The 24,906-nt window shown below is 32.1% G+C and carries 22 protein-coding genes; 9 read left to right on the forward strand and 13 right to left on the reverse strand.

What is annotated here, in order from left to right; genetic code table 11:
• Nucleotides 1–8: 8 nt before the first annotated feature.
• The 13 genes from M9Q43_RS12925 to M9Q43_RS12985 form a co-directional block, all read right to left on the reverse strand.
• Nucleotides 9–1,505, reverse strand: coding sequence for an efflux RND transporter periplasmic adaptor subunit (locus tag M9Q43_RS12925; protein ID WP_262319287.1), 1,497 nt, complete (start codon nucleotides 1,503–1,505; stop codon nucleotides 9–11).
• 59 nt (nucleotides 1,506–1,564) lie between these two features.
• Nucleotides 1,565–1,810 (reverse strand): hypothetical protein, encoded by a 246-nt coding sequence (locus tag M9Q43_RS12930; RefSeq protein ID WP_262319288.1) that lies wholly within the window; start codon nucleotides 1,808–1,810, stop codon nucleotides 1,565–1,567.
• Between the two features lie 89 nt (nucleotides 1,811–1,899).
• Complete coding sequence (locus tag M9Q43_RS12935; RefSeq protein ID WP_262319289.1) at nucleotides 1,900–2,460, reverse strand: hypothetical protein; 561 nt, start codon at nucleotides 2,458–2,460, stop codon at nucleotides 1,900–1,902.
• Nucleotides 2,461–2,518: 58 nt separating this feature from the next.
• Entirely contained in the window at nucleotides 2,519–2,842 is a 324-nt protein-coding gene (locus M9Q43_RS12940; RefSeq protein WP_231834738.1) for a helix-turn-helix domain-containing protein, read from the reverse strand.
• A 101-nt stretch (nucleotides 2,843–2,943) separates the two neighbouring features.
• Entirely contained in the window at nucleotides 2,944–4,425 is a 1,482-nt protein-coding gene (locus M9Q43_RS12945) for a Fic family protein (RefSeq protein WP_262319290.1), read from the reverse strand.
• A gap of 401 nt (nucleotides 4,426–4,826) precedes the next feature.
• On the reverse strand, nucleotides 4,827–7,184 hold the full coding sequence (gene hsdR / locus M9Q43_RS12950) for an EcoAI/FtnUII family type I restriction enzme subunit R (protein ID WP_262319291.1): 2,358 nt from the start codon (nucleotides 7,182–7,184) through the stop codon (nucleotides 4,827–4,829).
• A 2-nt stretch (nucleotides 7,185–7,186) separates the two neighbouring features.
• Complete coding sequence (locus M9Q43_RS12955) at nucleotides 7,187–8,110, reverse strand: endonuclease NucS domain-containing protein (protein WP_262319292.1); 924 nt, start codon at nucleotides 8,108–8,110, stop codon at nucleotides 7,187–7,189.
• A gap of 16 nt (nucleotides 8,111–8,126) precedes the next feature.
• Nucleotides 8,127–9,323: a restriction endonuclease subunit S gene (locus M9Q43_RS12960; protein ID WP_262319293.1), complete on the reverse strand. Its 1,197-nt coding sequence runs from the start codon at nucleotides 9,321–9,323 to the stop codon at nucleotides 8,127–8,129.
• Nucleotides 9,323–10,786 (reverse strand): class I SAM-dependent DNA methyltransferase, encoded by a 1,464-nt coding sequence (locus M9Q43_RS12965; RefSeq protein ID WP_262319294.1) that lies wholly within the window; start codon nucleotides 10,784–10,786, stop codon nucleotides 9,323–9,325. Before M9Q43_RS12965 ends, M9Q43_RS12960 begins: the two co-directional genes overlap by 1 nt.
• 397 nt (nucleotides 10,787–11,183) lie before the next feature.
• Complete coding sequence (locus tag M9Q43_RS12970; protein ID WP_262319295.1) at nucleotides 11,184–13,376, reverse strand: VapE domain-containing protein; 2,193 nt, start codon at nucleotides 13,374–13,376, stop codon at nucleotides 11,184–11,186.
• Between the two features lie 97 nt (nucleotides 13,377–13,473).
• Nucleotides 13,474–13,755 (reverse strand): helix-turn-helix domain-containing protein, encoded by a 282-nt coding sequence (locus M9Q43_RS12975; RefSeq protein ID WP_153200096.1) that lies wholly within the window; start codon nucleotides 13,753–13,755, stop codon nucleotides 13,474–13,476.
• Between the two features lie 89 nt (nucleotides 13,756–13,844).
• Nucleotides 13,845–14,747: a hypothetical protein gene (locus M9Q43_RS12980; RefSeq protein WP_262319296.1), complete on the reverse strand. Its 903-nt coding sequence runs from the start codon at nucleotides 14,745–14,747 to the stop codon at nucleotides 13,845–13,847.
• Nucleotides 14,748–15,079: 332 nt separating this feature from the next.
• On the reverse strand, nucleotides 15,080–16,297 hold the full coding sequence (locus M9Q43_RS12985; protein WP_231834652.1) for a site-specific integrase: 1,218 nt from the start codon (nucleotides 16,295–16,297) through the stop codon (nucleotides 15,080–15,082).
• Between the two features lie 402 nt (nucleotides 16,298–16,699).
• Here M9Q43_RS12985 and M9Q43_RS12990 point away from each other — a divergent pair, with 402 nt between their 5' ends.
• From M9Q43_RS12990 to M9Q43_RS13030, 9 genes are all read left to right on the forward strand, one after another.
• Nucleotides 16,700–17,473 carry a hypothetical protein gene (locus M9Q43_RS12990; RefSeq protein WP_262319297.1) on the forward strand — a complete coding sequence of 258 codons (774 nt, stop codon included), beginning with the start codon at nucleotides 16,700–16,702 and terminating at the stop codon, nucleotides 17,471–17,473.
• 148 nt (nucleotides 17,474–17,621) lie between these two features.
• The gene (locus M9Q43_RS12995) at nucleotides 17,622–17,930 is read left to right on the forward strand and encodes a hypothetical protein (RefSeq protein WP_262319298.1); all 309 of its coding nucleotides are present in this window, start codon (nucleotides 17,622–17,624) and stop codon (nucleotides 17,928–17,930) included.
• A 458-nt stretch (nucleotides 17,931–18,388) separates the two neighbouring features.
• Entirely contained in the window at nucleotides 18,389–19,357 is a 969-nt protein-coding gene (locus tag M9Q43_RS13000) for a hypothetical protein (RefSeq protein WP_262319299.1), read from the forward strand.
• Between the two features lie 301 nt (nucleotides 19,358–19,658).
• Entirely contained in the window at nucleotides 19,659–20,465 is an 807-nt protein-coding gene (locus tag M9Q43_RS13005; protein ID WP_262319300.1) for a hypothetical protein, read from the forward strand.
• A 162-nt stretch (nucleotides 20,466–20,627) separates the two neighbouring features.
• Nucleotides 20,628–21,065, forward strand: coding sequence for a DUF4844 domain-containing protein (locus M9Q43_RS13010; protein ID WP_262319301.1), 438 nt, complete (start codon nucleotides 20,628–20,630; stop codon nucleotides 21,063–21,065).
• 208 nt (nucleotides 21,066–21,273) lie between these two features.
• A complete protein-coding gene (locus M9Q43_RS13015; RefSeq protein WP_262319302.1) occupies nucleotides 21,274–21,822 on the forward strand; it encodes a hypothetical protein in 549 nt (182 codons plus the stop codon).
• Nucleotides 21,823–22,460: 638 nt separating this feature from the next.
• Complete coding sequence (locus M9Q43_RS13020) at nucleotides 22,461–22,727, forward strand: hypothetical protein (protein ID WP_262319303.1); 267 nt, start codon at nucleotides 22,461–22,463, stop codon at nucleotides 22,725–22,727.
• 10 nt (nucleotides 22,728–22,737) lie between these two features.
• Nucleotides 22,738–23,382, forward strand: a complete 645-nt coding sequence (locus M9Q43_RS13025; protein WP_262319304.1) for a hypothetical protein — start codon at nucleotides 22,738–22,740, stop codon at nucleotides 23,380–23,382.
• A 171-nt stretch (nucleotides 23,383–23,553) separates the two neighbouring features.
• Nucleotides 23,554–24,522, forward strand: coding sequence for a hypothetical protein (locus tag M9Q43_RS13030; protein ID WP_262319305.1), 969 nt, complete (start codon nucleotides 23,554–23,556; stop codon nucleotides 24,520–24,522).
• Nucleotides 24,523–24,906: the final 384 nt, after the last annotated feature.

The following is a 24,906-nucleotide window of genomic DNA, read 5'->3' on the forward strand; positions in this document are numbered from 1 at the left end:
GTTACGTATTAATGTTCGTGTCCGTGAGCTGGCATTGTACCAGAAGCACTAGCGAGTTTAATTTGATAACTACCTTTGGTAACGACTCTTTCATTTTCAACTATCCCAGACAAAACTTGTACATTTAAGCCATCACTTGCACCAAGTTTTACTTCTCTTTTTTGGAAACTTTCGCCACCTGTTTGCACATACACATAGAAAATTCCTTGTTCTTCAATTAAAGCCGAAACCGGAACAACTAAAGCATCTGCAATAGGAGAAGATTTAAGATAAATTTCTATAATAGAACCTGAAATTAATTGTCCTTCATTGTTGATTTCAAAAGTTACTGGAATAAATGGTATTGAAGCCGAAGCACTTTTTCCATAAGAAACAATTCTGCCGTTTAATGCAGTTGTATTGTACACCACATCGCTTTGAGGTGTTTTAAAATTAGCGGATGTAATACTTGATAATCTGCTAAAGTAGTTTTGAGAAACATTCGCTTGCACCAATAATCTTTTGTTTTTTGAAATAGTGGCTAACGGAGTTCCTGAAGCTACAAATTGTCCTTCTGTAACTAAAATATTTTTAACGAAACCCGACATTGGGGCTAACACATTTTGACCTTTTCCACTGTAATTTTTAGAAACGGTGTTGTAGGCAGTTTGTGCATTTTCAAATTGCAGCTTCACTTGTTGATGGTCTTTCTCCGAAACAATTTTGTCAGCCACTAATAATTTAGAACGCTCATAATCCGCTTTAGCTTTTAAGTAAATAGCTTTAGCATCTTTCACAGAAGCATCAATATTGCTTTCTGTCATATCAGCTCCCGTAATGGTAAAAAGTGAGTTGCCTGAATTTACAGCCGAACCCACAATGGTATTTTTACCTGAAAAAACAACTACACCACTAGCTTTTGCTGTAACAATCATTTCGTCTCCAGGAGCAGAAAGAATTTGACCACTAGTTTTAATTACATCATTAAACGTTTGTTTTTTAATTGCTTGATTAGCAAATTCAACTTTCCAAGCTTGCTCTTTTAGATAAGAGACATCTGTACTTTCTGAATGAGGCGCTTGTTTGGCTAAAGCTGTTTTTTCATCAGGATAGACCACCACATTTTCTATGGTAATTTTATCGGTAAAATCTTTAGTAACGATGTCAAAAACTAATGTTCCTGTTCCAGCAGTTTTTGGTTTTAAAGCCAATCGAAATATACCAGGAGAACTTGGTGTATCAACTGAATTTTTAATGCCTTTATCATCTACAATCAAACTGACTGTAATTTTAGCATCAGTCAAAGCTTTGAAGTTTTCGCCTAAAACTGTAAAATGGGCTGCAAACTTTGAAGTTTCGCCTACAATCAAAGGTTTAAATTCAACAAATAGTTCTGAATTTTCAGTGTAAAGGGTGTAAGCTAAAGGTTCTAAATGAGCCTCGTGCTCAGCTTCTTCTTTGTTATTGCAACTTGTAAATCCTATAAAGAATAAACTCAATAGCAGTATTTTATTTATTATTTTCATATATTTTAATCATTTAGAAGATGCCCATAATGATTGATATCATGGGCATCAGAAATTAATTAATGGTCGTGTTTTTCGCCATTTTCGTGTTGGTGGTCGTGTGCTTCTTCTGTAGCAACACTATCTTTACCAACAGTAAATTCTTCTTGAGAAACTGAATCCGTTTCGTGATTTGCGTGCTCTTCACCATCAGCGTGTTGGTGTGTTCCATCTGTGTGATCATGTCCGTGTTCTTCGGTTTTGTTACCGTTACAAGCTGTAAATAAAAATGCTACAGCAGCCATTGAAAGCAATACTTTCTTCATTGTTTTAGTTTTTAGTAATTAGTATATATGAAAATAACTTAATGCCCAGAATAGGCAATAAGTGTCCTGTAATTCAAATAATGAATAGTTTAGCTAAAAAGTGTGGGCGGGCCACGAAATTGTAAGGAGTGTAAATGGGGTGAAATAAAAATGAGTGGTTCTTTATTCCGAACGACTTCTTTTTTATTGTGAATAGTAAAGTTTAGATTCCAATTTGAAGGTATTTCAAATACCAATACTTCATTTGAAACCTTTTTAATAATTTTAGTTACTTCCTCTACATGAGAGTTCGATAAAGTATCTGAGTGGTGATTAAAATGGGAGAAAATATGAGATAAACTGTCGTCATCATTATGTTCTTCTTCATGATGATGGTGATGATGTTTTTCTCCATGGTGATGATGATGTTTTTCTGCATGTGTATGCGGAAAAAGGTTATGTCCTAATTGTAGCGAACAAGCTAAAAAAAGAAAGTAAATATAGATTTGCTTTTTTATCATCTTTACAAAAGTATGGAAAAAATCAAAACATAGTGTTAATTTTAAAAAGTCTAACCTAACTCTTTTTAATCTATTTATATAATCCTTTATTTTTGGTAAAAAGTTTTGATGACAATCGGATATTCTTCTACTGCGTTCAGGATAAACCATGGACTGGGTGGGTGAAACTACTTCAGCGAAGCGTTCCTATTTCAAAATAGCATTACGTTTATCTGAAAGGATTTCTTTTTCGAGCAATGTATTCATTGGCTTCATTTTCTATGTCTTGTCTTGTTTTGACTTTATTTGCGTATATCCATTCATCTATTTCTTCTTTTTTAAAAAATAGCTTTTTACCTAATTTGTAATGTGGGATTTCTGCAGTTGATGTTAACTTATAAATTGCAGATGTAGAAGTACCCATATAGGCAACCACTTCTTTCAAATTCATTGGTTTGGATTCTGCTACAATACTATTTTCTGTTTTTAGATTTGATATTGCTTTTTCAATTCTATCTAATCTTTCCATGATTAACTCAAAAGGATTTTCCATAATCAAAAGTTTTTAGTTTTAGTAAAATTAGCGAAATGAAGCAACCGATACTACTATTTTCATCTTGGCATAGACCTTTTATTCATGGAAACCATTGAGTGTTAAAATGTTATAATTTTCAGTTTAGCTTCGTCGTGTTCTTTGAAGGCGTTGCTTTGGGTAAGCTGATTTTCTAATGCTTCCATTTCACTAGCTACTAATGTTGCGCTGAATTCTTGTGCTCTTTGTAACATTCTTATATACACTGCTGGATCATCGTTTCTTGTTAGTCTTCTTAATGCTCCCAAATAATCATCGCGGTAGACTGTTGGAATTATGATTCTTGTTTGGTTTGCTTTCACTAATTCGGCATTCATCATTACTCTTGCTATTCTACCGTTTCCATCTAAGAATGGGTGAATTTCACTTATCATAAACATGATGTAAGCTGCTTTGGCAAATGGTTCTTGTAATGCTTGATAATAGTCAAACCCCTTTATTAAAGTTCCTCTTACTAAGGTATGGTCAACAAAATGTGTTTCTCCCGCACGGTTGTTTTTATCTTTGAATTGACCGGGCTTTTTTGAGGTTCTAGCTGCTAAAAGTATTTGATGTCTGTACTGTAAAATATTCAACAATTCCTCTGGATTTGATGGCGTTGTAGCCATTTCCTTTTGATTGCTTACTAATTTGTAGGTTCCTAAAATGTCGTGTGAATCTTCATCACGATTTGGAATTGGTGTTTCTGTTTGAATGATACTTTTGGCTTCTTCTATTTCAAAAATAGTTCCTTCGATATAATTTGAAAAATACGCTTCAAAGAAAGCAAAATTTCTAAACGCAATTGTTTCTGTATTTATATCTTTTCGGTCTTTATAGGGTTGTTGCTGTAATTCTATGAATAATTTTTCAAACAACTCTATTCTGTGTTTGTCATATGGATTTCCTAATGCTCTTGCTACAGCAATTGGTGAAGTAAGTATTTTTGAAGGTTTTGTTGTTAATAAAGCGCTTATTAGTTTGTTTAGTTTTTCAAACTCCGATTGCATTTCCAGTTTTTCTGCTATTTCTCTGGCTTTGTCTCTGAATTTATTTAGCCCTTCTTCTCCTTTTACTTGAACAATTTGTTCTAGTTTGTTTTCGATTTCGGGTAATGTAAGTGTTTTGGAAGTTGGTCCTACTTGTCGAGACGTTTGCATGTTTTCTAGAAAAGCTCTTTCTTGTTGCGCTACAAATAATTCGCCAGCGAATGGGTTATCGCCTTCGATTGCAGGGCTTCCTTCCATAAAACGAATTGTGATTCCAGGAAGTTCAATTTTTTTGGTATAGGTATAGGTAACAAAAATTTGATTAGCCGCTGTTGGTTTAAATTCTAAAGCAGAACGATGACTTAACACCGCTCCTGGATACAACTTACCCAAAATGGAAAAGATGTTTCGTTTAATAATTATATCTTCTGATTCATTAAGATTTGAAGAATAGATACGTGGTGCAATTTTTTTAATTTGCCCTTCTTTTTCCAATTTACTTAATTGCCTATTTAAAGCAGTATCGCTTGTTGCAAAAATGATTTCTTGTAAGTGGATTGGGATATTATTTTCCATTATAATTGCTTTTGAAACTCAAAATTAGTTCTTATTTTCCACTAAAGAGTGTTTTTTTGCAAAAATTTTCCATTATAAATGCAGTGTTGGTTGATTTTGATTTCCACTACATGTACTTTTTAGTGGAAAATAGTATTGCATTTTCCATTATAGACCTGTTTTTTGCAAAAATTTTCCAGTAACTACTCTTTTTATTATTGTTAATTAACCCTTCGACTGAGCTCAGGACAGGCTATGAAGCAACCGGCAGCAACGTTTTAGGAATACCTGTACTAAAGACGGTTTTTGTGCAGGTGAATGAGGTAATTAAATCACTTTATCTAAATCATTGTAATTCTGAAAGCCAAGGTTTTATTTCTACAACTTGGACAGTAATTTCCTTCTTCATTGATTTATTTCATTTAAACGTATAAATACTTTTGATACTCTATAAAATTATTTCTGATGGTTTTTAAATCTCCAAGGATTGGTTTTGCATCAGCGATGGTTTTGTATTTTAATTGGAGGAATGTCCCTAATTTTTCATCGTCTAATTCGTACACTCCGTTTAGTATGTATTGGTTTAATACGAATTCTAAAAATTCTTGGTGGTTGGCATTTAACGCTGCGAAATGTTCTCTCATTTTAGCAGCTCGTTGTTCTCTTTCTAGAATTTCTGATTGGTAAGCTACATAAGATAATACGTCGTATATGTCACTGTTTTCTGCATGCAGGATTTTTTGAAATTCTGATAGTTGCTCTTTTGTAAAACCTTTTTCAGAAAGTTTTTCTAATAAACTTTTTCTTGTTGAAGGAACACTCCATTGTGTTTTTAAATCTTGTTCTGAGTTGAATAAATCAGGAATTGAACCGTATAGTGTTTTTAAGAATTCTGTTGCTGTAATGGGTTTACCATCTGGACTCCAAAAAGTACTAGTTGTCATAGATTGTAACTGACGAACTTTTCCATCTGATAATACTACTTCGATTATTTCTTTTTGATTGTCGCAACGACAATCGATGTAACCGCACATTTCGCATGGTTCTTTATCTGGTTTTGGACAAATACATGGTTTTTGACCGCAAACTGAACATTCTTTTAATGGTCCTCGAGGTTCTTTTGGTTCTGGTTCTATTGGTTCGCCATCCCAAGCTGGGTCATTGAAATGTTTGTAGGCTTTTACAAAATCGTAAATGGTGAAGTAATCTTTCCCTTCAAATAAACGTGTACCACGTCCTACAATTTGCTTGAACTCAATCATAGAGTTAACTGGTCGCATTAAAACAATATTGCGAATTTCGGGAGCATCTACACCTGTACTTAACTTTTGTGAGGTAGTAAGAATTGTAGGTATCGATTTTTCATTGTCTTGGAAATCTCTTAAATGTTTTTCTCCTATTTCACCGTCGTTTGCTGTTACTCTTTGACAATAATTTGGGTTTTTACTTTCGCAGTGTTGGTTGATTAAATCTCTTACCGCTAAAGCATGGTCTTGTGTAGCACAGAAAACTAAGGTTTTTTGATTTTGATTGATCATTTTCAAAAATTCCTTTACTCGGTATTCTTCTCTGGCTTTTATTGTAATGATTCTGTTGAAATCGCTTTCTGTATATTCTTTTCCTTCTTCTACCATTCCAGATATTACATCATCATCTGAAGTAAATTGGTATTCATCGATATTGGTTTGGATTTGTTTTACTCGGAATGGTGTTAAGAAACCATCGTTGATTCCTTCTTTTAATGAATACACAGAAACTGGTTCACCAAAATATTTGTAGGTATCGCCGTTTACATCGCGTTTTGGTGTAGCGGTTAATCCTAATTGAGTTGCAGGTTCAAAATATTCCAAAATAGCTCTCCAGGTACTTTCGTCATTAGCGCCACCACGGTGACATTCGTCTACAATAATAAAGTCGAAGAAGTCTTTTGGATATTGACCGAAATTAGGTTCTTCACCTGACATAAAGGTTTGGAAAATGGTAAAAAAGATACTTCCGTTTGTTGGTACTTTTCCTTTTTTACTAATTTCTGAAGGTTTAATACGAACTAAGGCATCATCTTCAAAAGCACCGAAAGCATTAAAGGCTTGGTCTGCTAAAATGTTTCTATCGGCAAGGAATAAAATTCTTGGGCTACGGATTCCATCTTTGTTGATGTTCCATTTGGCTTGGAATAATTTCCATGCAATTTGAAAAGCTACGGCTGTTTTTCCTGTACCGGTTGCTAATGTGATTAATATTTTCTTTTGGTCGTTTGCGACCGCTTTCAATACTTTATTGATGGCGTTTTGTTGGTAATAACGTAGTTCCCAACTTCCTCCTTTGGTTTCGAAGGGTACATTAAAAAAGCGTTGTTCCCAATTGAAAGCTTCTGGATCTTTCTTTTTTTCTACTGCATACAACTTTTCCCATAATTGTTCTGGTGTAGGTACTTCTGTAATGTCTCCTTCATTTCCTTGAAGGTCTGCCATGTAATATTTTACACCATTAGTACAAATGGCATATCTCAAATTTAAACGAGTAGCGTAATCTTTAGCTTGTGCCAAACCTTCGGTATAGTAGCAGCCTTCTGCTTTTGCTTCTAAAACGGCTACATTACGATTGTTGAATTGCAGAATGTAATCGGCTTTATCAGGCATGGCACGTTTACCGCTTCCAATAAGGCGACCTTTTGTAATGGGATATTCTCTGCGAATTCTACTTTCAGGAACAATAGACCAGCCTTGTTGTTGCAAGTGTGGGTCAATTAATTCGGCACGGGTTTCGGATTCGTTTCTCATCTTTACTTGATTAATTTGAAACTTATTTTATACTTATAAAACTCTATATTTTGTGTAACTGATAAAGCTCTTTTTATTCTAATATCGTCTTCTAAACCTATTATTACACCTTTAACTTTTTGTCCTGGTTCAGCTAGTTCTTCTTTTACAAACCCCATATATCGCTGAATTTGTCCTACCACATTATCACTTACTCTACCTTTTTTTAATTCGACCACCAAAAGTTCTTTTTTATCTTTACTGATTGCTAATATATCTAATGGACCAGTATCACTTGGAAATTGTTGTCCTATTAATTCACCGTCTTCTTCATAAATATCATATTTCTTACCTAGTTCCGTTGATTTCCAGTTTTGAACTAGAAAATCTTCTAGATGCTTTTCTAATACAAAGGAAGTTGTATCTTCAATTGTACTATCTGTCGATATAATTACAGGTTTGTTAATATTACCTATTAAACTTTCTATTTCATCAGCATATTGAGTAATGTTTGCAGAAGTACCTGTTGATCCTGTAGAATTTTTCAAAGACTGAGACATAGCAGCTCTTTCAATCAAAATAGAATACCATTTTACCTGTCTTCGATGTTGCAAGTTTTGACTTGGATGATAGCTATAACTCGAAGTTACTTCTCCGACATAATAATTACCATTACCATCAGGACAAAGTACTATATCTCCAATTTGATATCCTTTCGATATTGTCCATAACATTCCGCATGCTAAACCTGCTGCAACTTTAGTTTTATCAGGATGAGATTGTAACCAAATATCACGAAATTTTTCATTAAAATCACGCCAATTATCTGTTAGTTCGTTGGTTAAATCTTGATTTATACCATAATCAGCTCCTATGAAACCATTGTCATAACATTCTTTTGCAAATTTACTTTTAGCACCTAATATTACTCTGAAATAGTTCTTCATCTGTTTTAAATAATAATTAAACTAACTCCCCTTTAAACGCTTTCTCTAAAATACTTTTTTTGAGTTCTTCTAAATTAGCTAGTTTTTGTTGGTATTTGGTTACTAATAAATTGGTTTGTTCTTGCAATTGATCAAGTTGTGTGACTATTTGTTGCTGTAATAATAGATTTGGAATGAAAAGATTTATTTGTTTTAACTGATTTAAATAAATTCCTTTTTGTGCTACCCCTCTTGAATTTTCTTGTAAATAAACAATTGCATTTCTCAAAGTATATTTTAAAAATCTTGAGTTTATTTCAGTAGGTATAGGTTTTAAAACTGCAACACTTCTCTGCAATACAAAATAATTATCCAATCTCGGAACCACAGCAACTCTACCAATTGTACCTACAATAGTTAATAATACATCGTTCTCTTTTACATCAGTTCGTTTATTTTCAGATATAAAATCTTCTTTAGTAAGATATCTTGGGTTGGAAAAATTTATTGAATCATCGAATACATTTTTTGAACTTAACATTAAATAACTACTTTTTTCAACACCTTTTGGTGGATTATGACTACCATCAGTAATCTTTTCACATAATTCTTGCAATGTTCTTTCCTCCCAACCCTCAGCTTTTTGAGAAAAAATTTGATTCAATTTAGATTGAAACAATTCTTTAGCGTTGGCGATGTTTTTTTCAATGTTGGCTTTGGCTTGGTCTATGGCTGCAAAAGCTTGGTCTAGTTTGGCTACTATGGCTTTTTGTTCTTCTAGGGTTGGGATTGGGATTTCGAAACTTCTTAAATAGCCTAATCCTACAAATTTTTGAGTTGTCCCTTTTGCATCTTCTAACATTTTAGAAACAACACTATCTGATTCTAAATAATATTTTAAATATTGTCCATTTTGTTCTTTTCCTACTTTAAATAAAGCAACATTCTTTATAGCATAATTTGGTTCTTCTGTAATTAAAGTTGGATTACCAATTGTTCCAATCATAGCAAATAATACATCACCTTTATCAACCTTACTTCTTTTATTTATGTTAATAAAATCAGTATCAGAAATAAATTTTACTTTTTCAAAATTTACCTCACCATTTTTAAGATTTTTTGATGTTACTAATGGATAACCAACTTCTATATATTTTGGTGAATCATGAGTTCCATCTCTTACATCGTAAACTTCACCTAATTTTTTATTTTCCCAATTCATATCATTTCTCATTACACCAACTCATTTAAAGTTCCTAAAATCTCATTGGTTTCCTCGTCTAAGGTTTGCATTTCTTCTAAAATTAGTGCTGGTTCACGTAGAGGCACTTCTTCTGGTTTGTTTGGGTTTTTAACGGATAGGTCGTAATTAGACACTTCGACTGCGCTCAGTGTGACATTCCAAGATTTTTCAGTTTCGGGTTTTGTAGCTAGTAAGTCTATAAACTCTTGTAAATCATTATCGTTTAATGGGTTGGTTTTTCCCATGTTCCTACCTGCATCAAATTGATAGTACCAAATGTTTTTTGTTGGTTCGCCTTTCGTAAAAAACAATACTACTGTTTTAACTCCTGCCCCTAAGAACGTTCCTTGAGGCATGTCGAGAATGGTGTGTAAATTACAGGTTTCTAATAAGTGATGGCGTAAAGCTACCGAAGCATTATCAGTATTACTTAAAAACGTATTTTTAATGACTACCGCTGCACGACCGCCAGCTTTTAATGACTTAATAAAGTGTTGCATGAACAAGAAAGCTGTTTCTCCTGTTTTGATGTCGAAGTTTTGTTGCACCTCGATACGTTCTTTTCCTCCAAATGGAGGATTAGCTAGGATGATATCGTAACGGTCTTTTTCTTGAATGTCACGTATGTTTTCGCCAAGGGTGTTGGTGTGCACAATGTTTGGTGCTTCGATGCCATGTAAAATCATGTTCATCGTTCCAATGATGTAGGCTAAGTTTTTCTTTTCTTTTCCGAAGAATGTATTGTCTTGCAACTGCTCTAAATTGGCAGCTGTTTTTTCCATTTTCTCATATAAATACTCGTACGCTTCACACAAGAAACCTGCAGAACCACAAGCAGGATCGTATATTTTTTCTCCAACTTTTGGATTCATTACTTTAATCATCGTACGAATCAATGGTCGTGGTGTATAATATTGTCCACCATTACGACCGGCATTACCCATGTTTTTAATCTTGGTTTCATACAAATGCGATAATTCGTGTTTGTCTACACTGGTTCCAAATGGTAAACCGTCGACCATGTTGATGATTTCACGCATGTTATACCCCGATTTGATTTTGTTGCTCAACTCGGAGAAGATTTCGCCAATTTTATATTCGATGGTTTTTGGATTATCGATGTGTTTTTCTTTGAAACTTGCTAGGTATGGGAATAATTCGAATTCTACAAACTTTACTAAATCGGGTCCGATTAGTGCTTTGTGGATGTCGATTTCTCCTTTTTCATTTTTAGGAGCTGCCCAAGTTTCCCATTGGAATTTTGGTTCTAAGATTGCTGTATAGTTTTTTCCTTCTAGTATGGCTTCGTCTTCGCGGTTTTTGTCAAAACTATCTAAGTATCTTAAAAACAATACCCAAGAGGTTTGCTCGATATAATCGATTTCTGAATCTGCTCCTGAATCTTTATATAGTAAGTCGTCAATGTTTTTGAATGTTTGCTCGAAATTGGCCATTGTATTTTTGTAAGTTTATTAATTCGTAAATATAGTGAAAAGCAATTGAAAGAAAAATGAGGAAAAACGTATTTGAATAAAAAATAATGAAAATTAAAGAAAAAAAAAGCAGGGTGTAGGGTGTAGGGAAAAAACGTGTAAAAGATTTTTATTTTTTCAGAAATAAAAAAAACGGATTTATTTGAGGAATTGGGTGCAAATTACACATAGCAGTTTATTGATTTGCTTTTGATTGTGCTGATGTTGCTAGAAAATTTGAAAAGTAAAAAAACTCAAAATGTTTGTGTGGAAATTTGGTTACACCCCTTACACCCTCTGTTGAAGTGGTCAGTGGTCGGTGATCAGTGATCAGAAAAAAAGTGGCAACTTGCGTTTACCACTTTTAATTTTTTTGAGTTTATATTTCGGATTGTCGGTTAGTTTGATCTACTTCTTCGTAGGTGAATTCTTTTACTGCGTAGACTGGACTTCCTTTTCGCATTAGTCTTGTGAAATTGTGCTTTTTTAAAGCTTTTCCGATTTTGTTTATGGTTCCATCGGTGATGGTGATTTTTGCTCTTTCGGCTAGTTTTGCTGCTATTTGTGAGGCGTTTAGATAATGTGTGGCATTTTCTCTGTCGCAAGGTTCAAACCATGTTAAAAGCAATTCTTCTTCTGGGCTTCGTAGTTGGTATTGTTCGTTGTTTTCGGTGATGTTTTTTATTTCTTCTTGGTCGAACCAATATCTAAATCCTGTTTTGAATAGATACAAGGCTTGTGATAATACATTGTCAATGTTGATTTCGTGTTGGTATTGGATGTTTTCTACTTCAAAACAAAGAAATCTTCTGCTTCCTGTACTGTCGTTTAAGAATTGCGCTGTGTTGACACTTCCGGCAAATGATGCGCGTCTTGGCATGGTTTCGTTGTTGTGTCCGTAGGCTTTTCTCATTCTGATTTGTGTCTTTGTAATGATTTCTTTTAAGCTTCCAATTTCGGAACGGTTTAGATTTTCTAATTCGTCCAGGTTGATTAACATACATTCTGAAAGTTGCACTAAAGTGTCTTTGTTGTTCGGGTTTATGGTTCCAGAGAACAAATACTCTTTTAAATTTCTAGGTACTAGTTTTTCTACCCAAGTGGTTTTTCCTAATCCTTGTTTTCCGCTGAATACAATAACTGTGTGATTGATTACTTTGTCATCCAATACACAACCGACCATTGCTACAATCCATTTTTTAAAACACTCTTGCCAAAGGTCTTGTTTTGTTGTAGTTATCGTATTTGCCAATTCTAAAATATAGTCTGTTTTTTCGTCATACGATGGTAAATTATAAAAGTAATCTTCGAATGGATTGTACAATTCACAGAAATCGGAATACAATAGGTTTCGCAAAGAAGAAAGGTTTGTTTTGATTCTTCCTTTTAAACATTCGCGAAGAATTGAGTTTTCTATAAAGTCGTTCATTACATGCCATTTCTTTTTGCCGAAATACTGAAACTCTAACTTGCCTGAAACCATGTTGTGCCGAAATACATATCTTGTGGATAGGAATAGTTCTAATCGGTCGATTTGGGTTGGTTTTGGTTTGTCATCATCGATTTCATCGATGTTAGCCTTCTGCGAAGGAGTTTCCTCGGCATGGCTCGGAATGACAGCGTTTTTTGATTTACTTTTAGTGTTTCTTTTCGTTTCAAAGTTTTCATCTTTACCAAATTCGTGAATGTTTCCGTAGGCGCTGTGAATGGTTTGTGTTACTTCTTTTTCATCATAGCCAAAGTCTGTTAGTATGAAGCTTAGTGCTTCGTTTAATGAAATGCCTTTTCGGTTTAGGTTGCACGCGAGTTGGTGTACGAATACATTTCGGCTACCTGTCGCGAATTGCACTTTTTTTTCGGTGAAGCGGATGCAGTGATTGTACACAGCTTCGCTGTTAGTCGCAGTCGCAGTCGCAGTTGGCGGTTGAGGCACTTCGACAGGCTCAGTTTGACTAGATTGGTTTGAGGCTGTTCCGCTCAAACTCATCTCGCCCCTCGACTCCGCTCGGGATGACAGCATTTCATTTTGCTCTTTTGTGACAAATGTCTTTGCAGCTTCGTTTTGATAGAGGTTATCGTCGAATGAGTAGAAACATAGTCGGGTTATGTCTTTTCCGGATTTGTCTATTTCATGGTTTAATAGGGTTTCGTAGTGTTTTTGGATTGCCAAAAAGGTTTCTTTGTGGTCTTCTTTTGTGGTGTTTACTTTTACTAGAATCTTTAATCCATTGCCTGATGGACTTATGAAACTTGCATAGGTGTATTCGGATTGGTTGGCTTTATGTTTTGCGTTTTGTAAATCGGTTTGACTTAATTTATCGATGTCTAAGATAATGAAATTGGAGTATGCTTCCAGAAATTCCATTTTTCTTCCACCTACAAATTTTCCTGAAGGTGTGAATGCAGGCAATGATTTTTTTGCTTTTTCATAGGCTTCTAGTTTGTTTTCGGCTAATGATTTACGCAAATAGGTTATCCCTGGTCTGTACTTTCCTGTTTTGATTTCGTGCAGGATTTCGGGAATTGTTTTGTGTTCTATTACTTCGTTGAAGTTTTTGAAGATTGTTATCATGTTTGAGTGATTAGTGAAAAGTGATTAGTGAATAGCTTTTGTGGTTGTTCCTGTTTTACAGTCACATACCTCACATGTTCCGTTGCACTGGTTCATACTATTTTCCTTTGAATGATTTGTTGTAGTGTTCTTGTAGCAGTTTTTCAACATCAGAAAGTTTGTAGTAGATTTTGCTTCCTACTTGACTGAATGAAATTTTACCTTCATCTCTCCAAGTTTGAGCTGTGCGTTTGGAGATTTTCATGAGCATGATGAACTCTTGATTGTCTAAGAAGGTTTCTTTCTTTGGGTCTGGCTTGGTGTTTAGTTGGCTTTGAATTGCGTCTAATTTTGCCATTAAGTCGTTGTACTGGTCTTTTGTTAAAATAATTGCTTCCATTTTCGTAGTTTTTAAAAGTTTATGGAGCAAAATTGTGAAGTAAAAAAAAGTCCCTTAGTCCCAATCGGGTCCCAAGGGACTATTATTTTTTAGAGGAAGTTATCGAGGTCTATTCGTTTGTGGGTCTTAGGTCTTTTATCGCCTCGTGATGGTTTGAGGATGGTTTCGACTGTTTGGGGACTTATTTCGTTGTTGTCTTTATCGATGAAGTTGTTAACTATCATATTTACTATTTCGCCATTGGAAGCATCAATAAATGATTTTCCATCAACAAATAATTCCCGACTTAGTTGGTAGAATATGTCTACTAATTGATTTAGATTTCCGTTGAATTTCAGTTTTTTAGTGGTTAGTTTTTTCTCCAGTTCTAGTTCTTTTTCTTTCTCAATTTCTGAACGCATTTTACGAAGCGTTTGTAATTTTTCAATGAATTGAACGCATTGTTGGTCATAAGCTTGCAGCTTGTTGTTTATTGAAATGATGTCAGCTTGTCGGTATTCGAAAATTTCTTCGTTTAAAAACAAGATTTGTTCATTGAACGATTCCATTTTTTCAACCTGATGTTTGATTTCAAAAAATGAAAAATATCGATCTTCCGATTCGGCATTGATTAACCTTTTTGGAGTAACTTGTTTGGTTTCTTTTACGCTCGAAGATTGCAGTTCTGTTCGTTTTTTCTCGATGATGTTGTACAATTTGTTGAATCTACTCAGTGCCTTTTGGCTAAAGAATAGTTCTTCATTGTTGGCTAATAATTTTTCGAATTTGTTTAACCAAGTATTTCCGTCTTGGGCAAGTTGGAGTTGGTAGTTAATGAATTCGGGTAGTTGGGATTGTGGGATTGTAAATACTTTTTCGAGTAAAGCAATACAATAGTTTTCCAGTGTGGGTTCCTGGTCGTGAGTAATGTCAAAAATAGAAGCTGCACTTTGTGCTGTGTCGATGGTTCTCCATTCTGAGAACAATGATTTTTTGATGTTTTGCCCTTTCAAGTTCACGTTTTTTGCCGGTGTTAAATTTGTTCATTATTTGTTATTTGGTTACACTTTTTCCAATGTCACGACTTGAAATGATTTAGTTGCTTGAAGTTCAGGTATACTTCAAGTAAATTTCAATATGATTTTGGAAGTTTTTTACTATTTGGGATGCCTAAAATTAGAACAAATTCAGTACCGTTTTGCGTTGTTTTTCGTACAAGTTTTCAACAATTTTGCGAAGGCTTGTATTTGCTAGGGTTTTGGATTTCGAGAGTAAAAAAGAGTAAAATTTACCTTCGAAAAAGAAAACGAGAGTAGTTTTTTGAAGTAATTACTCTCGTTCTGTTTTAGTAGATGTAGTTGTCAACCGCTTTGTCTAATTCTTCTGAAATGATTTTAGCATATACCTGGGTTGTGCTGATATCGCGGTGGTCCATAAGTTTTGAAACGTGCTCAATTCTCATTCCGTTGTTTAAAGCATTGGTTGCAAAGGTGTGGCGGCTTATGTGAAATGTTACTTTTACTGGAATTTCTAATTTCTTTGCTATGCGCTGTAATTGAAAATTAGCTGCTTTATTGGCACTTTCTATAAAAGTATAACGGTATTCATCATTCTTTAAATACAGCTCTTTATTTGTGATTACAGGAAATATAAAGTCGTCTTGTTCTGCATCTTCCTTTTTGTATTTATTGATGATGTCCAATGCTAACTGACCTATTTTAAACTGATGCATTCTTCCTGTTTTACGAATTACTTTTTGTATTCTTCTTTCTTCTTCATTGAAGTGTTTTACTTGAAATTCTAATACATCACTGAATCGTAATCCTCCAGCGAAAATTGAAAAGATAAACATATCACGATATACACTCGCTTTTGATTTTTCATCTAGTTTATAATTGATAATCGCTTCGAATTGCTCTTTCTTTAAAAACTGTCTTCTGCTTGGGTCTTTCTTTAATTTCAACTTACTAAACGGATACATGTATTCCGGAATTAAATCTTCTTTGATAGCTTCTTTGAACATAATCGCCAATATCATAATGGAATAACGTTGTGTTGTATTTCCGTTTTTTAGTTCGTTGCTTAGATAACTCATGTAATCCATCAATAATGAAACTGTAATGTCATCAAAATAAACCTCCTTAGTTCCTACCCATTTTTCGAACTTATCTAAATAGGCATGGTAATTTTTATAGGTTGAAATTGATACGTTGTTTTTAATTCGTTCACAATGTTTACGTGAGTACTCGAAGAAATTAGGCACTTCTTTACCTTTTATGGCTTCTTTTAGTTTTTTAATGGAAACGGTTTTTACTTTACGCTCCATGTCGGCAACTTGTCCTTCAGCATCGGCAATTTTTTGAGCAAGTGCAGCATTCATTCGCGCGCTATTAGGATAGCTTTTCTTAACTCTCTGCTTTGCTTCATCCCAATCACTTTCTTTAAGCTTGAGTCCGGCAGTGATAAATTTCGTTTTTCTATCTTTTATAATTCTAATGTACAAAGGGCTTTTACCTGTTTGATCTTTCTGGTTGGTGCGTAGTATTAATTTAATGGATGCCATAATTATAGAATATTAGAAATGTTATACTATATTTGTAAAGCGGTGCAAACGAGTGAAAGTATTGATTTTACTAGCATTTCATTCTAGTGCAACGGAGTACTAAGGTACAACAATTGGTACAACAAATCAAGTATTTTGATGCTTTTTTATGCTTAAATTTGCTTTAGTGTTTTTTATAAAGTCAATAAATACAGTACTTTAAGTGCAAAAGGATACTTGCAGAATTATTATAGAGATAACAGCGGTTTGCTTCAATGGCTACTTCCGGATTTTCCTACGGAAAATCCGCTGCTGAATGGAATGTTTTGTTATATTTGTAATGGCTTGGTGCTGGTTCAACGCCACTGAAAGCAAGCCACAGAACGTTAGCAAACATATGTTCAAAAAACGTAAAAAAACTAAATGAATAATATTGATAAAATAATTTTAAGAGGAAGAATTATTGTCTTTTACGGAGCAATTTTATTATTCTTTTTTATGTTTATGGTCTTTAATTATTTAAAAATTGATAACATAATTTCACTTTTATTATCGCTATTAATATGTATTTGTTATTATTTTATTAGTTCTACAAATTGGTTACTAAAAAATATTTTAAAAGTTGAAAACGGGCATGAATTAATTGAACAAGCTTTATTTTATCTCATTATTAGTAAAAATAAATTTGAAAACATTAATTTATTTTTATTTACAAAACAATCAAAACAAAAATGGATAGAAATCGAATGTATATTAAAAACTCAAAATAAAAATTATTTTGAAAACTATAAATATGAAGACTGTTTGACAATAAAATCAAATAAAAAGTATTTCAATATTTTATATTATTTGTTTATTGCAATCTCAATTTTATTTTTTATTTATGCAGCATATCAAATCAAGTTTGAATATGCTCTTTTTGGTGTATTTTTTTTATTATTTGGATTTTTTTTTCAAAGAATAAAAAAAGATAATGATATTAAAATAGTATTAGATAAATCTGGAATGAAGATTGACAATAATGCGATTATGAATTGGTCAAAGATTACCAATGAAAAATTGATTTTTTCTGCAAATGGTGTTTTATTGAACTTAAAATATGAAAATCAAAATATAACTTTAAAAATAGAACAATACGATATTAATCCATTTCAAATAATGAATTATATCCAACATTTTAAAAAATACGTTTGCTAACAACGGTTTGCTTCAATGGCTACTTCCGGATTTTCCTGCGGAAAATCCGCTGCTGAATGGAATGTTTTGTTATATTTGTAATGGCTTGGTGTTGGTTCAACGCCACTGAAAGCAAGCCGCAGAACGTTAGCAAACAGTTTAGAAAAAAATGAAATCAGGAACAATATCTATTATTTTAGGAGCTTTAGGAATTCTTTTTATAATTTGGTTTAATTATCAAACTTATGAATTATACCAAACAGAATTTTTAAAAATTCAAAGCAGCTCTTTAATAGAACCGACAATTGTAACAACTGGAAAATCTTACAAACTAATAGCTGTAGGAATAGCCATACTCGGAATCTTATTTGGAATAAAATCTATGCGCGAAAAAAATAAAAGCGGTAAAATTGGTATTATTTTATCTATTATTACTTTAATATTAACTTTTATTCCTGTTTGGACATTAATAATTTAAAATGACAGATTTAGATATTTTATTAGGAATTCAATTTTTTGCTTCAATTTTTGTATACTTTTTAATCGCTTTTATTAACTACTTAATACTAAAAAATGAAAAACCAGATATTCATGGACATTTAAACTTTACAAAACTATTTTCATTTTCTCAATTTGAACCTTTTCAAATTTTAAAATGGGAAATAAATGGTGAAAATTTAAAAAACAAAAGAATAGTTAACAAACTATCTAAATTTTTGAAAATAATTTTAATAATAATGTTGATTACAATAATCATTGGAGTATTTATATAAAACCGTTTGCTAACAGCGGTTTGCTTCAATGGCTACTTCCGGATTTTCCTACGGAAAATCCACTGCTGAATGGAATGTTTTATTATATTTGTAATGGCTTGGTGTTGGTTCAACGCCACTGAAAGCAAGCCACATAACGTTAGCAACAATAATTGAAAAAACTATGAAAAAAAGAAAACTTATTACATTTTTTATATTATTCATCAGTCTAAATTTATTTTCGCAAGAAATAATTACAAAGTTTGAGTCAGTGCAGTTGATAAAACCTAGAGTAATTTCATTAAATGGAGGTATGAAATCTGCCGCTGGTGGAAAATCGAGAGAATACATCAAAATTGACTTACCACAAAATACAGTGGAATGGTATTATAGTTTTACAACAAGTCCAGGTGTAAGCGGAACAAAAAATTTAAACTTGGCAACCCAAATTGCAGCAATGTTAGCTTCAAAAACAAATGTAATAGGGACAGCTTTAACTTCAACGGGAATTACTAAAGAAGTAATGAAATCAATTGAAATTCCTGCTGGAACAAATTCAGCAGATATATATTTATGTGATAGAGCAAATATTGATAAGTTTCTAGCAAAAGAAGATTTAAATCTTTTTGGAGGTTCATATTCTTACACTATGGAAGGTACTGTTCAAAACACAAAACAAGCAATCGTACAAATTAACGACATAACAAAAGGAACAGTCTTTTTAGGATTAAAAAACCCGAGTTCTCTTGATGGAATTAATATAACTATTGAAGTTGTTGCTATTGTAAAAACTCAAGTTATAGTAGAAAAATCAGATGAAGAAAAAAAAGCTGAATTATATGGTGGATTAGGATGGAAACAATTCGAAAATGGTGATTTTCAAAAATGTATTGAATATTCGGACAAGGCTAATGAATATTCTCAATTAGGTTGGGTAAATGCAAACAAAGGGCTTGCTTTACTAATATTAAATCGTGAAACTGAAGCGATGGATATATACATAAACGCAATAACATTAATAAAAAAACAAAACAACCCAAATTATGTCTTTACAGAAGTGATTAAAGATTTAGATAATGTAATAAATAAATATCCTAATTTATCAGGCGCAAAAGAAATAAAAGAAATTATCCAATTAGAAATAAAAAAATAAATTACTGTTGCTAACACAGGTTTTACGCTATTGCGGGTTTAAGGCTTAAATTAAAGTTTGATTTGTGTCTTTCAAGTCAATGCAAAACCGAAAGTTTCGGCTTCCTTAATCCGCAACAGACGTAAAGCCTGGAAACGTTGTACCACATTATAAACCAATGATTACTACAAAACGAAATTTCCTAAAATTTTACTTATCAATTTCTTTTGCGTTTCTATTTTTTAATGCATTAGGAACTTTTATGATATATACATATTTTGACTTAATAAATAAAGGAAAATCAGAAATCAAAACTTTATTTATGCTTTTATTTGGTATTGCCGTAATCTTAATGGCTTTTTATACAGTTTGGCAATATTTTAGAAATTCACCAACTATAAAAATTGACAATCATAAAATAACATTTAATAAAAATGAATATTTAATTTCAGACATTAAAAAAGTATATCTAACGGGTAAAATGCCTTTTAAATATTTAATAACTTTTCCTATGGAAGGAACAAGAATTAAATTTAAGGATAATTCTGTAAAATATTTTTTTAATGATATGTACCAAAATAGTTGGGAAATAAAATATTTTCTTCAAAAAGTTGTAATTGAAAAGGGAGAATTTTCAAAACCTGAAAATAATAAAATTGATCCTAAATTAATTCGTTTTATAAAAACTGAAGATTTCAAAGGCAATCAATGGACAAGTTTAAGAGGAATTAGTCTTTGGGGTTTAATATTATTTGTTTTATTTATGGTTTTCTCTAAAGGTAAAGTCCCAACTAATATTAATTTTTGGATAGTCTTTTTAACCTTCGGTTTTTTTTGGTTTTATTTTAATTCTTGGTTAATGCATTATTTCAGTTTAGATAAAGAGTTTCTAATTATTAAAAATCATAACCTTATTTGGAAACAAGACATTTATAAAATAAGTAACATCAAAGAAGTAACATTCGAAACACAAGGAAAAATGCCGAATTGTTTGAGAGTTATCGAAAATAATTTCAAAGAAAAATTATATCCAGCTGGAACATTAACAGATGGAAAATGGATTGAGTTTAAATTGAAACTTGAGAAAAATGGGGTTAAAGTGAGGAATGAATGTGTTTATGAAGAATAACGTGGTACAACAGCGGTTTGCTTCAATGGCTACTTCCGGATTTTCCTACGGAAAATCCGCTGCTGAATGGAATGTTTTGCTATATTTGTAATGGCTTGGTGTTGGTGCAACGCCACTGAGAGCAAGCCGCAGAACGTTGTAACAAATTTTATAACCAACTAAATGAAAAAGCTAACTTTTTTTATTTCATTTATCTTTTTGACTACAATTTATTCATGTGGTCAAAATAAAATTAAAACTCCTATAACCGCCATGAATAAGTTTGAAGAATTTATTTCAAAAGAAAAATTTTTACCTGATTCGAAAATATTTTATCCTGGAATTGGTGAGGAAAAATTGAAACCGATATTAACAGAATTGATAAATGAATCAGCTAAAGATTTTCAAAATATTGCGGTGAAAGGAATTGCATCTGATAATGATTACCATAAAGCTATTGAAAAAGGCTTAAATAGATTTTCAAAAATATATTTAGAATTGGACACAGAAAATCGGGAAAGAATATGTACTTATTTTGAAGAGCTGATGGATATCGTAGGATTAGAAAGCTCGGGAGGTTTACTTAATGAATTTATGTATGGTTATGACTTTTCTGAATAAAAAACTTGTTACAACAGCAGTTTGCTTCAATGGCTACTTCCGGATTTTCCTACGGAAAATCCGCTGCTGAATGGAATGTTTTGCTATATTTGTAATGGCTTGGTGTTGGTTCAACGCCACTGAGAGCAAGCCGCGAAACGTTGTGCATCAGTTTTGAGCGACAAAAAACGGAATATAAATAAACTCTAAAATTAAATTCTTAAAATAAATGCAAATAATATTTCTTCTAATCGGAATAATTGGATTAGTTATGTTTGTTTTTGGTATAAAAACACTGATAAAAAATTACAGAAACGAAATTATTAGCGAATTAAAACTAACTGAAAATGAAATAAATTTTCAAAAAATTGGTACGTATTCAATTTCTGTAGTTGGTGGAGGTTATGCAAATAATTTGGTAAACTTTGAAACTCAAATTACCCATAACGAGACGAAATTAAATACTATTGAAAAAAATCTGAAATTCAAATTTCATTACAAAGGAAGATTAGCAACCGAATTCTATAGTTTTGAAATTGAAAATCTTGGAATACACAAAATCTTTATTAAAAATATTGAAGACTTAGAAGTAAAAGAATCTATGTTAGTATCTAAAAGATTATTTCAAAAGAAATTACCAATTGAAAAAATAGGTTTAATAGTGAAAGAAACATCATCAAGTTCAAAATTTATAATTGGTTTGTTAATGACTGTATTTGGAATTAATATTTCAATTTGGGGAATAATTTTAACATTTAATCCACAACTAATTGGATAAAAACCGAATGCACAACAGCGGTTTGCTTCAATGGCTACTTCCGGATTTTCCTTCGGAAAATCCGCTGCTGAATGGAATGTTTTGTTATATTTGTAATGGCTTGGTGTTGGCTCAACGCCACTGAGAGCAAGCCGCAGAACGTTAAATGCAATATATTTTCCGAACTTACGCAGAACGCTTCGCTCCTATTTTTCCGTTAGAAAATTAATGAAAATTGTAATCGAAAAATCTTGTGTGATAATTGAAAACTGAAACCAAACTTTGTGGAAAACCTTCAATGACAATTCTCGGATTTTAGTAATTTAAAGACAATTCTCAACAAAAAACTTTGCGAAAAATTGAAAACCGAACCAAACTTTGCGTGACAAATCAAGTTTGCGTGACATTTGAAAACCGAAAACCAAACGTTGTGGATAAACGTTGCGTTGATTTTTTCAGTTCGTGAAAATATAATACTGCATTTAACAGCGGTTTGCATTAATGGCTGGGCTTGCGGAAAATCCTCATTGGCACAGTTGTTTAATTTAATGGTTTTCTTATATTTGTAATGTTTTGGTACTTTGGCTCGCCATTAATTCAAGCCGCAGAACATTAGCCGTCAGTTTGGCGGAACGAAACGAAAATTAAAACAAAAATAAATGGAAGAAATTGAAATGGAAATAAATATTGTTTTTGTTGAACATAAACAGAAATATATTGACGTTTTTGATAATAGTGGTGGATTATTAGCAATGCAAAAAAATGCAGAAAACTTTACTCCAATTTTAAAAGATTTAACTGACAGTTTAATTTCTAAATCAAACAAGTTTTTAAAAAAAAATGAAAAATTTTCAAAAACAGAAATTGAGAACATTATAAAAATCAAAATAAAAGAGTTTAATAAATTTTTAATATCTCCTTTCTAAATTCAATACTATGAAAAAAATTATTTTCGCATTAATTCTATGCTCATTTTCAATTTTAAGTTATTCTCAAACTTCTGTTAGTGGAGTTGTTACATATTACTTTAATGAATACCAAGGAAACAAACCAGATTTGGGTGCTTCTGTAACTTTGATAGACAGTGCAAAAGTTAAAAATTTTGATTATAAACTTTATGAAAAATTTTATTATGGCAAGTTTTACCAAAAAATGTATTTTTCATCATTAGAAAGATACGAAAAATATTCTGCTGCTTATAAAAAGACTGAAGGCAAAAAGAAAATGGCTGAACAGAGCGAAACTTTTAAAAAAGGAATGGAAGATGCTCAAAAAGATATGGAAAGACATATGAAAGAATTAGTAAAATATGATTCTGAAACTCCAGAAAAAGCCGCAAAAATTTCTACAGAATTATATATGCAACTTCTAAAACTTGATGACGATTTGCCGAAAAAAACTGTTGATGCAAATGGAAATTATTCACTAAATGCAAAACCAGGTGTTTACTATGTTTTAATAAAGTCAAAAAACAGAACAGGTAGTTATGACATTTTAGAAAGTGATGGAAAAATTTACATAAAAAAAGTGAAAATTTCAGAAAATGACAATAAAGACGTTAGTTACAATTTTGAATTATAAAAAACCGAACGGCTAACAGGCGTTTGGCAAGATTGCGAATTTTGTAGTAAATTCACGTTTACATTTCGCAAGAAATTTTATCTTTAACAGAAAATAATAAGTTCCGAAGTTCGCAACCTCGCCAAGCGCCGGAACGTTAGCGGTAATTATAAAAATAAAACCTTGAATTCAATGATAAATAAAGATAAAGTAGTTATAATGTTTTTTGTTCTATTTTCAACATTTAAAATATTTGGACAAAACAACTTTCCGGCTGAACTCCAAACAGAAAAAACTGACCAACACAGCTTAATAACAGGTTCACGGGTATATTGTAAAATACCCCAAAAATTTATATTTTTCAAAGAGTCTTTAGATTACCGACTAGATGAAAATTTATCTTTCCAAATTTTAGAAATCAACTCTTCAAATTTTAAAGAATATAGCCAATACTTTACAAAAAAATCTTTGGATGAAAGAGGACTGAAAATTGATGTAGTTAAAAACATTAAGCTAAATAGCTATGATGCAATATATTTAGAAGGACCATCAGAGAAACAAGGAGAAACTAAACTAATATTATTATTCGGTGACGAATCTTTTGTTGTAATCGTTGGTGGTATATTTAAAACAGAAGATATAAATGGAAGAAACACATTACAAAATATATTTAAATCAATTTATTACGACAAGTTTTTACAGTTAGATCCATTAGAGTTTGCTAGATTTGATTTTGACCTAACAATAACAAACTTTAAATACGCAATGACATCACCAAATTTAAGGGTTGCAACAATGATAAAGTTTACTGAAAATGGCCAAAGTGATGCTCAAAACCCGACAACTAACTCACTACATTTTAAAGTTTTATTTGAATTTAATGAATATAATGCTGAAGGATATCTTGAAAATATAATTTCAAATTATGAAAAAACTGGAATTAAGTTCGATAAAAAAATATTTTCTAAAACAAAGATAAATAATCAAATAGCTTATGTTCTAGAAACTAAAATACAATATCTAGGCAAAGTCGGTATAATGTATCAAGCGGTAATATTATTTGAAAAAAATCCAATTTTATTTGTTGCAAGTTCATACAATGACGTTGAAAATTATTTAACTAAATTTAAAAAAACCACAGAAACAATTAAATTAAAATAACTACCGCTAACACAGGTTTTACGCTATTGCGGGTTTCGGGCTAAATTTAAAGTTAGTTTAGTATCTTTGAAGTCAGTGCAAAACCTAAAGTTACGGCTTCCTTAATCCGCAACAGACGTAAAGCCTGGGAACGTTAAATGCAATATATTTTCCGAACTTAAGCAGAACGCTTCGCTCCTATTTTTTTGCAAGAAAATTAATGAAAATTGTAATCGAAAAATCTTGCGTGATAATGGAAAACTGAAACCAAACTTTGTGCTGAAAATCCTTTTTGGGAAAATTCTCTGTGAAATCAAAAACTGAAACCAAACTTTGCGAAAAATTGAAAACCGAACCAAACTTTGTGGATTAACGTTGCGTTGATTTTTCAGTTCGTGAAAATAT

This window comes from Flavobacterium odoriferum (genome assembly GCF_025499515.1).
Taxonomy (GTDB): Bacteria; Bacteroidota; Bacteroidia; order Flavobacteriales; family Flavobacteriaceae; genus Flavobacterium; species Flavobacterium odoriferum.

What these genes read in the sequence shown, in the direction of transcription:
- M9Q43_RS12925 (WP_262319287.1), bottom strand. Translation starts at nt 1,505, where the DNA reads ATGAAAATAATAAATAAAATACTGCTATTGAGTTTATTCTTTATAGGA.
- M9Q43_RS12930 (WP_262319288.1), bottom strand. Translation starts at nt 1,810, where the DNA reads ATGAAGAAAGTATTGCTTTCAATGGCTGCTGTAGCATTTTTATTTACA.
- M9Q43_RS12935 (WP_262319289.1), bottom strand. Translation starts at nt 2,460, where the DNA reads ATGGTTTATCCTGAACGCAGTAGAAGAATATCCGATTGTCATCAAAAC.
- M9Q43_RS12940 (WP_231834738.1), bottom strand. Translation starts at nt 2,842, where the DNA reads ATGGAAAATCCTTTTGAGTTAATCATGGAAAGATTAGATAGAATTGAA.
- M9Q43_RS12945 (WP_262319290.1), bottom strand. Translation starts at nt 4,425, where the DNA reads ATGGAAAATAATATCCCAATCCACTTACAAGAAATCATTTTTGCAACA.
- hsdR (WP_262319291.1), bottom strand. Translation starts at nt 7,184, where the DNA reads ATGAGAAACGAATCCGAAACCCGTGCCGAATTAATTGACCCACACTTG.
- M9Q43_RS12955 (WP_262319292.1), bottom strand. Translation starts at nt 8,110, where the DNA reads ATGAAGAACTATTTCAGAGTAATATTAGGTGCTAAAAGTAAATTTGCA.
- M9Q43_RS12960 (WP_262319293.1), bottom strand. Translation starts at nt 9,323, where the DNA reads ATGAGAAATGATATGAATTGGGAAAATAAAAAATTAGGTGAAGTTTAC.
- M9Q43_RS12965 (WP_262319294.1), bottom strand. Translation starts at nt 10,786, where the DNA reads ATGGCCAATTTCGAGCAAACATTCAAAAACATTGACGACTTACTATAT.
- M9Q43_RS12970 (WP_262319295.1), bottom strand. Translation starts at nt 13,376, where the DNA reads ATGATAACAATCTTCAAAAACTTCAACGAAGTAATAGAACACAAAACA.
- M9Q43_RS12975 (WP_153200096.1), bottom strand. Translation starts at nt 13,755, where the DNA reads ATGGAAGCAATTATTTTAACAAAAGACCAGTACAACGACTTAATGGCA.
- M9Q43_RS12985 (WP_231834652.1), bottom strand. Translation starts at nt 16,297, where the DNA reads ATGGCATCCATTAAATTAATACTACGCACCAACCAGAAAGATCAAACA.
- M9Q43_RS12990 (WP_262319297.1), top strand. Translation starts at nt 16,700, where the DNA reads ATGAATAATATTGATAAAATAATTTTAAGAGGAAGAATTATTGTCTTT.
- M9Q43_RS12995 (WP_262319298.1), top strand. Translation starts at nt 17,622, where the DNA reads ATGAAATCAGGAACAATATCTATTATTTTAGGAGCTTTAGGAATTCTT.
- M9Q43_RS13000 (WP_262319299.1), top strand. Translation starts at nt 18,389, where the DNA reads ATGAAAAAAAGAAAACTTATTACATTTTTTATATTATTCATCAGTCTA.
- M9Q43_RS13005 (WP_262319300.1), top strand. Translation starts at nt 19,659, where the DNA reads ATGCTTTTATTTGGTATTGCCGTAATCTTAATGGCTTTTTATACAGTT.
- M9Q43_RS13010 (WP_262319301.1), top strand. Translation starts at nt 20,628, where the DNA reads ATGAAAAAGCTAACTTTTTTTATTTCATTTATCTTTTTGACTACAATT.
- M9Q43_RS13015 (WP_262319302.1), top strand. Translation starts at nt 21,274, where the DNA reads ATGCAAATAATATTTCTTCTAATCGGAATAATTGGATTAGTTATGTTT.
- M9Q43_RS13020 (WP_262319303.1), top strand. Translation starts at nt 22,461, where the DNA reads ATGGAAGAAATTGAAATGGAAATAAATATTGTTTTTGTTGAACATAAA.
- M9Q43_RS13025 (WP_262319304.1), top strand. Translation starts at nt 22,738, where the DNA reads ATGAAAAAAATTATTTTCGCATTAATTCTATGCTCATTTTCAATTTTA.
- M9Q43_RS13030 (WP_262319305.1), top strand. Translation starts at nt 23,554, where the DNA reads ATGATAAATAAAGATAAAGTAGTTATAATGTTTTTTGTTCTATTTTCA.